Source organism: Mycolicibacterium sp. XJ879 (assembly GCF_053483935.1).
Genome location: NZ_JBEFTH010000004.1, coordinates 64,542 through 78,562, shown reverse-complemented (window position 1 = coordinate 78,562; position 14,021 = coordinate 64,542). Strand labels below are relative to the sequence as shown.

The following is a 14,021-nucleotide window of genomic DNA, read 5'->3' as shown; positions in this document are numbered from 1 at the left end:
AATGCATCCCAATAGCGGACGGCCGCAACATCTTCGCCCGGCGTGGTGGGTTTTCTTCCTGGTCGTCGTCAGCGTGGCGTTCATGGTGATCTGCTCGGCGCTGTTCGTGGGCGCGTTTCGGACCTCCGTGCCAGTGACGGTGACAGCCGAACGAGCCGGGTTGGGTATGGAGCCCGGCGCCAAGGTGCGGTTGCGCGGCGTCGAGGTGGGCCGGGTCGCCGAGAGCGGGGGGCCGAGCTCGCAGACGAAGCTTCGACTCGAAATCTCGCCGGACCAACTCCGCCACATCCCGGCCAACGTGACCGCTCAGATACGGGCGACGACGTTGTTCGGCGCAAAGTACGTCGACTTGATCTATCCCGACTCGCCGAGCGACAAGCCTCTCGCCGCTGGCGCCGTGGTGCAATCCTCGAACGTCGGCACCGAGATCAACACCGTCTTCGAGGATTTGGTTGCGGTTCTGCACCAGATCGATCCGCCGAAACTGAACGCGGTGCTGACCGCAGTGGCTGACGGCGTTCGCGGCCAGGGCGAGCGCATCGGCGAAGCAACCACCGCAGCCAACGAGGTACTTCAAACGCTGAATCCGCGGATGGCGACGGTGCGGCTGAACTGGCAGGCGGCGCAACGCTTCAGCGATGCCTACGGCGCCGCAGCCAGTGACATCATCGCGGTGCTGGACGCATTCAGTACCACCAGTGCCAGCGTCAGCGAACGCCGCGATGACCTCGACGCGCTGCTGTTGGAAACCACGGGACTTGCTCGCGCCGGTATCGATCTGCTCGAGCCCACCAGCGCCGACCTGATCGAGGCGATCAACCTGGTGCGGCCGACGACCAACCTTCTGCACACGTACAACCCCAGCTATACCTGCCTGCTGATGGGAGCCAAGTGGTGGCTCGACAACGGCGCCTACGACATCATGGGGGGCAACGGCCGAACCGCGCTGTTGGACGCGGGATTCAACTGGGGCGATGACGCCTACCGCTATCCCGAAAACCTGCCGATCGTCGCCGCGAAGGGCGGCCCGGGAGGCAAACCCGGATGCGGGTCGCTGCCCATTGTGCGCGAGAACTTTCCGGTGCGCCAACTCATCACGAATACCGGTTGGGGGACGGGCGTCGAGCTGCGGCCGAACCCCGGTATCGGCCACCCGTTCTACGCGAACTATCTCCCGGTGACCCGTGCGGTTCCCGAGGCTCCGAGCATCCGGGGCGAAGGCCCGCCCGCGATCGGGCCGGTGCCCTACTTCGGCGCGCCACCCTACGGCGCACCGCTGTACGGACCCGACGGTGCACCCCTGTATCCGCCGCCACCACCGTGGGCCGCACCCGGGCCCGCAGGTGAGCCGTGACCGACACTGCCAGACAAGGGACACCGCTATGAGATCTGACCTGATCAGCGCGCTGTGGCGGCTGATTGCTTTTACCATGGTCGGGGCGCTGGCTACGTTCGCGCTGTTGATGGTGTTCGCCCAACTGAGATTTGGTGCCCAGAGCAGCTTCCGGGCCGAGTTCAGCAGCGCCTCAGGGCTTCGAGAGGGCGACTTCGTCAGGGTCGCCGGCGTCGAGGTCGGCAAGGTCACGAACGTGGGCGTCCAATCCGACAATCGCGCTCTCGTCGAGTTCGCCGTCGATGAATCGGTCGTCCTCACCCATGGCACCAGGGCGCTCATCCGCTGGGACAACATCATCGGAGACCGATTTCTCGAATTGGCTGAGGGCGCCGGCGGTTTCGAACGGTTGTTGCCGAATCAGACGATTCCGCTCGCCCGCACCGAACCGGCGTTGAACCTCGACTCGCTGATCGGCGGGTTCAAACCGCTGTTCCGGGCACTGGATCCAGATCAACTCAACGACCTGACCGGCCAGCTGATCCAGGCGTTGCAGGGTCAGGGGCCGGCAATTGGCTCGCTGCTGGCTCAGACCGCTGCGTTGACCAACACCGTCGCGGACAGGGATGAGCTGATCGGAGAGGTGATCGTCAACTTGAATTCTGTGCTCGGGTCCCTTGCAGAAGAGAGTGGCCAATTCGCCAAGGGGGTGGAGAAGCTCGCCGAGTTCACCGCAGGCCTGGCCGCCCGAAGAACCGATGTCGGCACCGCGCTGTCGGCCGTCGACGCTGCGTCCGTGTCGATCACCGACCTGCTCAGGCAGGGCCGTGCCCCGCTGAAAGAAGCTGTCGCCCAGACGGATCGAGCCGCCGCCATCGCAGTGACCGACCACGAGTACCTGGACCGGATCCTGGACACCCTGCCCGACGCCTACCAGGCGCTGGCCCGCCAGGGTCTCTACGGCGACTACTTCAGCTTCTACGTGTGCGACCTGGTGCTCAAACTCAACGGCAAAGGCGGCCAGCCGGTGTACGTCAAGGTCGCCGGCCAGAGCTCGGGCCGGTGCGCACCCCGATGAGGCAATTCTCCGACCGCAATCCGTTCGCCCTCGGTGCCGCCGGGCTCGCGCTGGGCACCGCCATCACCGTGCTGGCCTTCCAGTACCCGAACCTTCCGCTGATCAATGACACCGACCACCACTCCGCATACTTTGCGGAGGCGAGTGGACTGCGCGTCGGTGCGGAAGTGCAGGTGGCCGGCGTCGAGGTGGGGCGGGTGACGCGTATCGCCTTGGACGGGCCGCAGGTACTGGTCGGCTTCACCACCGCCGGCGACGTCCAGTTGGGCGACCGGACGGAGGCAACGATCACCACCAAGAGTCTGTTGGGCGCCAAGACGCTCGAGCTCACGCCCAGGGGGGAGGGTACCCTGCGCGGGCCTATCCCCGGGGAACGCACCACGCCCGCATATCAACTCACCGACGCGGTCGGGAAACTGACGACAACGCTCGGCGACCTGGACACCGGCCAGCTCGCCGACTCCATGCGGGTGCTGTCGCAGACGTTCGCCGATACCCCGGCAGATCTGCAACTGGCAGTGGCCGGGATGGCGAGATTCTCCAGAACCCTCAACGAGCGAGATCAGCATCTCCGCGACCTCCTCGCGAATGCCAGGAAGGCGACCACGGTGCTGGCCGAGCGCACCGACCAGGTCGTCGGCCTCATCGCCGACACCAACGCACTGCTCATCGAATTGCAGAAACACCGCAGCGCCCTCGATCACATCTCCGGTGACCTGTCGGTCACCGCCCGCCAACTGTCCGGACTCGTCGAGGACAATCGTGCGCAACTGCGTCCCGCGCTGGACAAGCTCAACGGCGTACTGGCGATCATCGACAACCGCAAAGAACGTGTGCAGAAGTCGATCACCCTGCTAGGCGGCTACCTCATGTCGCTAGGTGAGTCGGTGGCATCCGGGCCCTTCTTCAAGTCATACCTGGCGAACCTGATCCCCGGTCAGTTCATTCAGCCGTTCATCGACGCCGCGTTCTCCGACCTCGGGCTGGACCCCAACGTGCTGCTGCCCTCCGAGCGCACCGACCCGACGGTCGGGCAGCCCGCCACCCCCGCTCTGCCAGTGCCGTTCCCACGCACCGGACAGGGCGGCGAACCACACCTGAACCTTCCCGATGCGATCACCGGCAAGCCCGGCGACCCTCGCTATCCATACCGGGAGCCGCTGCCGGCGCCGCCCCCTGGCGGCCCACCGCCCGGACCGCCGGCCGTACCGCAGAACCAAGGAGGCACACCGTGAGGTCCCACCGGTTGCGTATCACGCTGGGCGCCATGCTCACCGCGCTCCTGATAGCGGGCGGCGTGGTGTTGATCGGATCGAATATGACGATGAGCCGCACCCACATTGTCGCCTACTTCGACAACAGCAACGGCATCTATCCGGGCGATGACGTCGTACTGCTCGGCGTGCCCGTCGGCTCGATCACCCGCATCGAACCGCAACCCGAGCGCGTCAAGATCGAATTCTGGGTCGACGACCGCTACCCCATCCCGGCCGATGCCTCGGCGGTGATCTTGTCGCCGCAGTTGATCACCTCGCGCGCGATCCAACTGACACCGGCCTACACCGGAGGCCCGAAAATGGCTGACAACAGCGTCATCGACCTGGATCGCACGGCGGTCCCGGTGGAATGGGACGACTTCCGGGACCAATTGGAGCGGCTGACCGACTATCTGGAACCGACCGAGTCAGGCGGCGTGAGTCCGCTCGGGTCACTGATCGACACCGCCGCCAACAACCTCTCCGGGCAGGGGACGAGCATCCGCGAGACCATCATCGAGCTGTCCGGCGCCCTGTCGGCGCTCGGCGATCACAGCGGTGACGTCTTCTCAACCATCCGCAACCTGTCGACTCTGGTGTCGGCGCTACGCAGCAGCACTGACTTGATGGCGCAACTGAACGGCAATCTGGCGTCAGTGACTGGGTTGTTGGCCAACGACCCCGCAGAGGTCGCCCGGGCCATCGAAGACGTCAACACCGCCGCCGGCGACGTGACAGCATTTTTGACCGAGCAGCGAGATGCGGTGGGCACCGCCGCCGACAAATTGACCTCGATCTCGACGGCAGTGGTCGACCAACTCGACGACATCGAACAAGTCCTGCATATCGGCCCGACGACCTTGCAGAACGTCATCAACGTCTACGAGCCGGCGCACGCGTCGCTGACGGGCGCCGCCGTGGTGAATCACTTCGCCAACCCGATCTCGTTCTTGTGCGGCGCGGTGCAGGCAGCCTCGCGGATGGGATTCGAGCAGTCGGCGAAGCTGTGTGTGCAGTACCTGGCGCCGATCATCAAGAACCGCCAATACAACTTCCCGCCCATCGGTCTCAACCCAATCGTCGGCGCCACGGCGCGGCCGAATGAGGTCACCTACAGCGAGGATTGGCTGCGCCCCGACCATCGCCCGACACCCGCGGCGCCCGCCGACCCGGCCGACGGGCTCACCGGCATCCTTATGCCGTCGGGGGGCGAGCGATGAAAACCTTCAGCGTCTGTCGCGCGTCGACCGCACTGCTGACCGCGCTCGCCGCCGCGGCGATGGCCGGGTGCGGATGGCAGGGCGTGAACTCGCTGCCGCTTCCGGGGACCGCCGGCGACGGTGCAGACGCCTTCGAGATCCAGGCGCAGCTGCCGAACGTGTCGAACATCGAGCGGAACTCGCGGGTGCGCGTCGGTGACATCACCGTCGGCAATATCAGCCGCATCGAGCTCCAAGGCTGGCATGCCCTGGTCACCATGACGATCGACGGCGACGTCGACCTGCCCGCGAACAGCACCGCCACGGTCGGCCAGTCCAGCCTCTTCGGCTCGCTGCACATCGAGCTCGCACCGCCCGCCGACGCCGAACCCCGCGGACGGCTGCACAACGGATCGATGATCCCGCTGCCCTTCGGAAGCGCCTATCCCACCACCGAACAAACGCTCGCCGCGGTATCGATGGTGCTCAGCGGTGGCGGACTAGGTCAAATTCAAGAGATCACAACGGCTTTCAACACCGCCTTCGCCGGACGTGAAAGCGACGTTCGCAGCTTTATCGAGCAACTCGATCGATTCATCGGCAATCTGGACGCGCAAAAGGAAGACCTGCTCGCCGCCACCGACAGGTTGAACGCGCTCACCGCACAAGTCGCCTCGCAACAGCCGATACTCCAGAAGGCGCTGCAACAGATCCCCGAAGCTCTCGACGTGCTCGCCGAGCGCCGAGAGGTTCTGGTGGATGCCCTCGACCGATTCGGCAGTTTCAGTGACCTGGCCTCCTCCACGATCGATCAGACCACCGAATCTCTGGTGGCCGAGCTCCGCGAGCTTGGTCCGGTGCTGAAGTCGCTGGCCGACGCCGGCCCTGCCATGACACGTGCGTTGTCCTTGTTTAGCACCTATCCATGGCCAAATGAAACCATCCACAACTGGTTTCGCGGCGACTACGCGAACATCACAGCGATCTTCGACCTCACGTTGAGCCGGCTGGATTCCGGCCTACTCACCGGCACTCGCTTTGAAGGTGCACTGACCGAGTTGGAACTGCAATGGGGCCGCACCATTGGCCAGTTGCCGAGCCCGTACACCGCCGCGAACCCGTTGGTGGCTCCCTACCGATGGGACCAGGGGCCCTAGCATGCATCTCACACGCCGCATCAAGGTTCAGCTCGCGCTCTTCACCATCGTCGCGTTGATCGCCGGTACGGTGATGGTCGGCGGCTACCTTAAGCTGCCCGCTCTGTTGTTCGGCATCGGCCGCTATCAGGTCGTTCTCGAAATGGCGCAGACCGCTGGGCTTTACCCGAGCGCCAACGTCACCTACCGCGGCACGACGGTGGGTGAGGTCACCGACGTACGCCTCACTCCCGAGGGGGCTGAAGCGCGGCTGTCACTGGACTCCGGTATCGATATTCCTTCGAATCTGGAAGCGCGTGTAAGCAGCGTTTCCGCGGCCGGCGAGCTCTATGTTGCGCTAAATCCGCGCGACAGCACGTCAGCGCCGCTGGCAAACGGTGACACCATCGGGCGCGACCATACCTCCACTCCGCCTGAAATCGGCACCTTGTTGAATGCGACAAGTGAAGGGCTGCAGGCCATCCCGAAGCGGCAGCTGCGCACGGTCATCGACGAGTCATATATCGCGGCCGGCGGGTTGGGGCCAGAGCTCACCCGCATCGTCAGGGGATCCACTCAGCTGGCCATCGACGCACGACAGAACCTGGACGCCATGGTCACACTCATCGACGAGGCGGGACCGGTACTGGACTCGCAGAGCGACACCGCCGACGAGATCGCCGCCTGGGCATCTCATCTGGCCTCCGTGACCGAGCAGCTACGAACCACAGACAGCTCCGTTCGGGGCATCCTGCAGCAGGGCCCGTCAGTCACGGCGGAGGCCAGGCGCCTCATCGACCGGTTACAACCCACGCTGCCCGTGCTGATGGCGAACCTCGTCAGCGTGGGTCAGGTGGCGATCAACTATCAGCCGGCGCTGGAACAACTGTTGGTGCTGCTGCCACAAGGGGTTTCCACCCTGCAAGGGGTCGGGGTGGCCAATCACGGCACCAGGCAGGACTACAAGGGCGGCTTCCTGGACTTCAATCTGAACCTCAACCTTCCGCCGCCCTGCACCACCGGTTTCCTGCCGGCACAACAGCAGCGGGCGCCCGCCCTGACCGACTACCCGGATGTGCCCGAGGGTGATGTGTACTGCCGGGTGCCGCAGGATTCACCGTTCAACGTGCGCGGCGCGCGCAACCTGCCGTGCCTGACCGTGCCGGGTAAGCGTGCGCCAACCGTCAAGATGTGCGAGAGCGACGAGCAGTACGTGCCGCTCAACGACGGGTTCAACTGGAAGGGCGACCCGAACGCGACATTGTCCGGTCAAGACATTCCGCAATTGCCACCGGCGGCCAGTGGTCCCACGCTTACCGCGACACATTACGATCCCGCGACCGGCACGTACCTCGGGCCTGACGGTCGCACCTACGTCCAGGGCGATCTCGGACAGCACCCACCGGGCGGCACGACATGGCAGTCGATGCTCGTCCCGCCCGGAGTTGGTTGATACCAGCATCGCAACCGTTTACATGTCGACGCACATGGCCTATGTTGATTAACATAGAAATGTCGGTATCGAGGAGGTCAGCCAATCGTGCGGTGGGTCACATGCGAAACAGAACGAGGCGAGAGAACTGGTGTCGTGGTTGGCGACGTCATCCACACCATGCCGGACGGCATCGCCCTCATCGACCTGCTGCCCCGCGGACGTGACGGCCTGCGCGACGCCGCCGAGCAAGCGATTTCCCAACCCGCCGAGACGCTCCGAATCGATCAGGTCAAGCTCAAGGCACCAATCCCGCGGCCGCCATCGATCCGCGACTGCCTCTGTTTTCTCGACCACATGCGCAACTGCCAGGAAGCACTCGGCCGGAGCCGGGCACTGGGTGACACCTGGTATCGCGTACCGGCTTTCTACTTCACCTGCCCCGCCACCGTTGCCGGTCCGTACGACGACATCGCCATCGCACCCGGAAGTGCCTGGCAAGACTTCGAATTGGAAATCGCGGCGGTGATCGGGGGGCCAGCTGGTCGTGATCTCTCGGTAACACAAGCGGAAGAGTCGATCATCGGCTACACAATCCTCAACGACTGGTCCGCACGAGACCTGCAGCTCCTCGAGAACCAACTCGCAATCGGTCAGGGCAAGGGCAAGGACAGCGCAATCACGCTCGGCCCGTACCTGGTCACCTACGACGAACTCGACCCATATCGCAGCGACGGCAGGCTCGACATCACGGCGACCGCGCTGGTCAACGACGACGTGGTCGGCTCGGGATCGGTCGCCGGCATGGACTGGACCTTCGCCGAGGTGATCTCCTACGCGTCGCGTGGTGTACCGCTAACTCCCGGCGACGTTTTCGGTTCCGGCACCGTGCCCGGCTGTACCCTCATCGAACACCTCGACATGGCAGACCTAGCCGCCTTCCGGGGCTGGTTACACCACGGCGATGTGGTCACGCTCAGGGTGGCGGGACTGGGCGAAACCTGCCAACGAGTGGTCTCCTCGCCGGCGCCGGAACCGTTACCGCCGCGGCCCAATCCTGAAGCTGATCCCCCGAGCCCAAGGGTGAACCGAGCGCCCGCGAAGATTCCGTTCACTCGCGGGCTACATGGGCTCGGCGACGGGGTCTGGGCGTGGACCCTCCCCGACGGGGGTTACGGGTGGAGCAACGCCGGGCTCATCACCGGCGACGGCGAATCATTGCTGGTCGACACGCTGTTCGACCTGGCGCTCACCCAAGAGATGCTCGACGGAATGCGTTCGATAACGCGCGGTGCGCCGATCACCCATGCCGTCATCACCCACGCCAACGGCGACCATACGCACGGAAACCAGTTGCTCGACAGCACCGTTCGGGTCATCGCCGCCGCGGACACCGCATCGGAGATCGATGAGGGGATGGCGCCGGAGATGCTCGCCCTCGTTCAGTCTGCTGACCTCGGCGGTGTCGCCAATGCGTATGCCCGAGAACGGTTTAAGTACTTCGACTTCAGCGGAATCAAGCTCAGAAACGCAGACCAGACGTTCGAGCGTGAGTTGGCCATCGACCTCGGGGGCCGCAGAGTTGACGTACTCAATCTGGGTCCGGCCCACACGAACGCTGATTCAATCGTTTTCGTGCCCGACGCCGGCGTACTCTTCGCCGGAGATCTGCTCTTCATCGGGTGTACGCCGATCGTATGGTCCGGCCCCATCGCGAACTGGATATCCGCCTGCGAGACCATGATCGCGTTGGAGCCAACCATCGTCGTACCCGGCCACGGCCCTATCACCGACGTCGACGGGATCCGCGGGGTGCGCGACTATCTCAACTACGTCGTCGAATACAGCGATGCCGCCCACGCTGCTGGTCAGTCCGTGTACGAGGCCGCCGACAGGATCGACCTCGGCGAGTACGCCGACTGGTTGGACGCGGAGCGCGTGCTCGTCAACATCTATCAGCGCTACCGAGAACTCGATCCGCAGACGCCGCAGCACTCGGTCGTCGAACTGCTCGTACTTCAGTCGGAATGGCTTGACCGTCGGGCACGTTCGCGATGAGCACAGCGCTGCCGACGGCTGGCCGTCAAACGGTCGCCTCCGGGTTGAGGCATCGCGTCGATACGTCACCAAACGCGCCGTTCTTGCTTTTCGACACCGATAGGGCCGAACCGTCCACCCTCACCTTCGCCGAAGTGTGGGAACTGGCGCGAGGTGGAGCCGCGGTTCTCTCGTCGCTGGGGGTCGGTCGGGGCGATCGGTTCGCAGTTGTCGTTGGCAACTGTCCGGAATTCTTCGCTTGTTGGTTCGGCGCCGCAATACTCGGCGCAACGGTGGTTCCGGTCAATCCCGCCAGCACGACCGATGACCTGACCTACGCCTTCGCGCACTCGTCCAGTAAGGCAGTCATCTGCGGTTCCCAACAACTGGAGACCGTCCGCAATGCGTGGCGCGGCGCACCCCAGGCAATTGTGGTAACCGGCACCGACTTCGGTTCGCGCGCTGCAGAAGCCGTCGTGGAACTCGGCCACCCGGTAGAACCGCACGATCTACTGTCGATCATGTACACCTCCGGCACCACCAGTCGCCCGAAAGGGGTGATGGTGACGCACGCCAATTACGTGACCGCGGGCCACGTGGTGGCACAACAGCTGCGTATCCGGGCCGATGACCGGTGGATGGTGGTACTGCCGCTGTTCCACGCCAACGCCCAGTACTACTGCGTGATGTCGGCGTTGGTGTCGGGGGCCTCGGTGGCCGTCGCCGAACGGTTCTCGGCGTCGCGATGGCCGGCTCAGGTCAGCCGATGCGACGCGACGCTGGGGAGTTTGTTCGCCGCCCCGGTACGGATGATTCTCGCGCAACCGAATTCACCGCTGGATCACCAGAATCGGTTGCGGGCATGTCTATTCGCGCAGAATCTGACCGCTGAACAACTCGAAACCTTCGAACGGCGGTTCGGCTGCCCGCTGCGGCAGTGGTACGGCATGACCGAGACGATCGCCCCACCGCTGATGAACCCGCTGTACGGACCGCACGACAACATGACCGTGGGACTGCCCACAGAGTCGGGCCGCGTCCGGATCGTCGATGATGCCGGCGTAGACGTCGCGGCGGGCGAGTCGGGAACCCTGCTGGTCGGCGGGCACCCCGGCACCACACTGATGCTCGGTTACCTTGACGACGCGACGGCGTTCGCCGAGGCTTACGACGACGGATGGCTGAACACCGGCGATGTGATGCTGCGTCGCCACGACGGATTCCTCGCGTTCCGGGACCGCGCGAAAGACATGATCAAACGCTCCGGCGAGAACGTGGCAGCCGCGGAGGTCGAGCGGGTGCTGAACGCCCACCCTGCGGTGTTCGAGTCGGCGGTCGTGGGGGTGCCCGACCCGGTGTACGGCGAGGGAATCAAAGCCTTTGTAGTACTTGATGATCAGTGCGGTGATGTCCCCAGCGCCGACCAGTTGGTTGAGTTCTGTCGCGGCCATCTCCCGAAAGGCAAAGTCCCCGACGTCATCGAGTTCACGGCGGACCTGCCCCGCACCTCGGTCGGAAAAATCCGAAAGCACCTGCTTCGCTCCGAACAATCACGACCTACGTCGCCGCACGGAAGGATATGACAACGATGTCGTCACAGAAAACGCTTCTCGCAGGGGGCGAGGTGCTGGTCGGCGATCCGCTCACCGCGACCATGCGGCGGGCCGACGTGCTGATCGAGGACGGCTCGATCACGGCCATCGCGGCGGATCTCCCCCGCGAGGACGCCCAAGTGATCGCCGCGACGGGCCGGTGGATCGTCCCGGGATTTGTCGACGCTCACCGCCACCTATGGCAGACCACCATGCGGGGGCTGACGGCGAACTGGAATCTCACCGATTACTACTGGAACATTCGCAACCACTTCGCCGGTCTGCACGACCCCGACGACGTATTCGCCGGCCAGTACGCGGGTGGGCTCGACGCGCTTGCCGCCGGCGTCACCACCACCATCGACCACTCGCATATCACCAACTCGCCACAGCATTCGGATGCCGCCGTCGAGGGCGTGAAGGCCAGTGGCGTACGCGCCCTGTGGTGCTACGGGTTCTTCCCGTCACCGATGGCCGATCCCATTTTCACGTCGCCAGAAGACCGGTTCAACGACGCGCGCCGGGTCCGGACCGCGCACTTCGCAAGTGAGGGCGGCCTGGTCCGGATGGGCGTCGCGCTCACCGAACTCGGCTTACTGCCGTTCGACGTCACCCGCGAAGAAATCGAGATCGCAGCCGAACTCGACATCGCCGTCACCATGCACACCCGGTGCATATGGAGCGAACCGCGAGTCAATGATGTGGAGATCCTCTCCCGCGCTGGACTGTTGCGGGCCGGCCAGATCCATTCGCACGCCAACATGTGCACGCAGACAGATCTGGCGCTGCTGCGCGACACTGGCTGCTCGGTGGCCAGCACCCCCGATACCGAGCTTGAAATGGGTTGTGGCCTCCCGATATTCCGTCGGGCCGAGTCGGCAGGGGTGATTGCTGGAATCGGTGCGGACATCGTGTCGAACAACAGCGGTGACTTCTTCACCGCGATGCGCATCCTCATGCAAGCCGAACGCGGGGTGGCATTGCAGCCTGTGCTGGAGTCATCCGGCTTGGCCGGCGTCGGTGAGCTTCCGCTTACCACCCGGCAGATCCTGCGCGCGGCCACGTTGTCGGGCGCCGAGGCATTGGGTCTGGGTTCCACCTGCGGCTCGGTCGAGGTCGGCAAGGCCGCCGACCTGCTGCTGTTGCGCAACGACCGGTTGCATCTGCGGCCGGTGATCGATCCGGTGGATTCCATTGTCTTGCAGGCCACCACCCGCGACATCGACAAGGTGCTGGTCGACGGACGGATGGTCGTCGACAACGGTTCGCTACCGGCCGATGTCGAGCGCCGAGGTATCGATCTGATCGAGCAGGCACACGAGCGGATCGCCGAGCGGGTGGCTCGCATCGGCGGTTGGCGGCTGCCGCTCCCCCCGGGCCTGATCGAATCCCTGGGTGCCACGATTGACGGCAACCTCGCAGCGGCGACGAGGTAGCAGCCAATGCCCACGATCGGATCGACCCTCCGCGCGACCGCTGCTCGCGTGCCCGAGCGTCGCGCACTCGTCTACGGCTCCGTCGAATACACCTACGGCCAACTCGACGCGGAGGTGGATCGGTATGCGGCTGTCCTGGCCGCTCGCGGGGTGACGAAGGGCGCCCGGGTTGCGCTGTTGGCAAGCAACTCCGACCGATTCGTCGTCGCCTTCTACGCCATCCACCGCCTCGGCGCCATCTTCGTGCCGATCAACCCAGCGCTCGCTGCGCCGGAGATCGCGCATATCGCCCGGGACTGCCGCGCGACGGCGCTGCTGTTCGAGCCGGCGCTGGCGGAAAAGACCCGCACTGTACTGACCGAGCCCCTAGCAGGGCCCCTCGACTGCCTCGCGCTGGGCGATGCCGAGGGATTTGACGACCTGGTCGCCCTGGCCCGCCGGTACCCGGCGGATTTCGCCGATCCAGAAGTACACGAGGGCGACGACGCTCAGATCCTGTATACCTCGGGAACCACCGGCGCCCCCAAAGGGGCGTTGTTCGACCATCATCGAGCACTGTGGGTGGCCGTCTCCTCCGTCGCTACCTGCGGGATGATGGACGGCGACCGTCTCCTGCACGCGGCTCCGCTCTACCATGCCGCGGCGCTGTGCCTGATGCTCATCCCTGGCACGCTGGTCGGGGCCACCCACGTCGTGGAGGGTCAGTTCGACGCGGCCGCCGTCGCCAACAGCCTGGAACGCGAACGCATCACCATGTTCTTCGGCGTCCCCACCATGTATCAGTTTCTGCTGCGGACCCCGCATATCACCGAACGCGACATGTCGTCTTGGCGCACCGGTATTTTCGGTGCGGCTCCCATGCCTGCCAGCACGGTCGAAGCGATAGGCGCGACGTTTCCATCACTGAACCTCATCCAACTCTGCGGGCAGACGGAGGCCGGCCCCAGTGGCATCTTCAGCTCGGGTGAGCAGGTCCGGTGTCGGCCGGACGCAAGCGGTCGACAGGCCATGCTGGGAATGGAATGCAAGATCGTTTCCGAGGATGGCAGCGATGTCGCGCCCGGGGATGCCGGCGAATTGCTGCTTCGCGGTCAGACAGTGATGAAGGGCTACTGGAACAACCCGGGCGAAACCGCGCGAACCATCGTCGACGGTTGGCTCCACACAGGCGATGTCTGTCGGCTCGACGCGGACGGATACATGACATTGGTGGACCGGCTCAAGGACATGATCATCACCGGCGGCCGCAACGTCTACTGCGTCGAGGTAGAAGGTGTCGTTGCGGCCCACCCCGATGTGCTCGACGTCGCCGTGGTTGGCCGTCCACACTCGGATTACGGAGAGAGCATCGTGGCGTTCGTCTGTGTGGCAGCAGGGTCAACGCTGACTCTGCAGGAGCTGCGGGATTTCGCGGCACCTCGCCTCGCGAAGTACAAGCTCCCGCACGAACTCGAGCTCGTAGCGGAGATTCCCCGCAACGCTTCGGGCAAGATCGTCAAACGATCGTTGGCGTAATCTGTGC

The 14,021-nt window shown here is 64.7% G+C and carries 10 protein-coding genes; all 10 read left to right on the top strand.

What is annotated here, in order from left to right; all coding sequences use genetic code 11:
• The first annotated feature begins 1 nt into the window (after position 1).
• The 10 genes from ABQF13_RS10870 to ABQF13_RS10825 all read left to right on the top strand — a co-directional run bounded on the left by ABQF13_RS10870 (position 2) and on the right by ABQF13_RS10825 (position 14,014).
• Positions 2–1,354, top strand: coding sequence for an MCE family protein (locus ABQF13_RS10870; protein WP_448392757.1), 1,353 nt, complete (start codon positions 2–4; stop codon positions 1,352–1,354).
• A 28-nt stretch (positions 1,355–1,382) separates the two neighbouring features.
• Positions 1,383–2,411: an MCE family protein gene (locus ABQF13_RS10865; RefSeq protein WP_448392756.1), complete on the top strand. Its 1,029-nt coding sequence runs from the start codon at positions 1,383–1,385 to the stop codon at positions 2,409–2,411.
• The gene (locus ABQF13_RS10860) at positions 2,408–3,646 is read left to right on the top strand and encodes an MCE family protein (RefSeq protein ID WP_448392755.1); all 1,239 of its coding nucleotides are present in this window, start codon (positions 2,408–2,410) and stop codon (positions 3,644–3,646) included. Before ABQF13_RS10865 ends, ABQF13_RS10860 begins: the two co-directional genes overlap by 4 nt.
• Before the next feature lie 32 nt (positions 3,647–3,678).
• Positions 3,679–4,887, top strand: coding sequence for an MCE family protein (locus tag ABQF13_RS10855; RefSeq protein WP_448392754.1), 1,209 nt, complete (start codon positions 3,679–3,681; stop codon positions 4,885–4,887).
• Entirely contained in the window at positions 4,884–6,023 is a 1,140-nt protein-coding gene (locus ABQF13_RS10850; RefSeq protein ID WP_448393126.1) for an MCE family protein, read from the top strand. The genes ABQF13_RS10855 and ABQF13_RS10850 overlap by 4 nt, the downstream gene beginning before the upstream one ends.
• Position 6,024: 1 nt before the next feature.
• Positions 6,025–7,455, top strand: coding sequence for an MCE family protein (locus ABQF13_RS10845; protein WP_448392753.1), 1,431 nt, complete (start codon positions 6,025–6,027; stop codon positions 7,453–7,455).
• A gap of 87 nt (positions 7,456–7,542) precedes the next feature.
• The gene (locus ABQF13_RS10840; protein WP_448392752.1) at positions 7,543–9,492 is read left to right on the top strand and encodes a fumarylacetoacetate hydrolase family protein; all 1,950 of its coding nucleotides are present in this window, start codon (positions 7,543–7,545) and stop codon (positions 9,490–9,492) included.
• Complete coding sequence (locus ABQF13_RS10835; RefSeq protein WP_448392751.1) at positions 9,489–11,054, top strand: AMP-binding protein; 1,566 nt, start codon at positions 9,489–9,491, stop codon at positions 11,052–11,054. Before ABQF13_RS10840 ends, ABQF13_RS10835 begins: the two co-directional genes overlap by 4 nt.
• 5 nt (positions 11,055–11,059) lie before the next feature.
• Positions 11,060–12,499, top strand: coding sequence for an amidohydrolase family protein (locus ABQF13_RS10830; protein WP_165757583.1), 1,440 nt, complete (start codon positions 11,060–11,062; stop codon positions 12,497–12,499).
• A 6-nt stretch (positions 12,500–12,505) separates the two neighbouring features.
• Positions 12,506–14,014 carry a class I adenylate-forming enzyme family protein gene (locus ABQF13_RS10825; protein ID WP_083042326.1) on the top strand — a complete coding sequence of 503 codons (1,509 nt, stop codon included), beginning with the start codon at positions 12,506–12,508 and terminating at the stop codon, positions 14,012–14,014.
• The last annotated feature ends 7 nt before the right edge of the window (positions 14,015–14,021 follow it).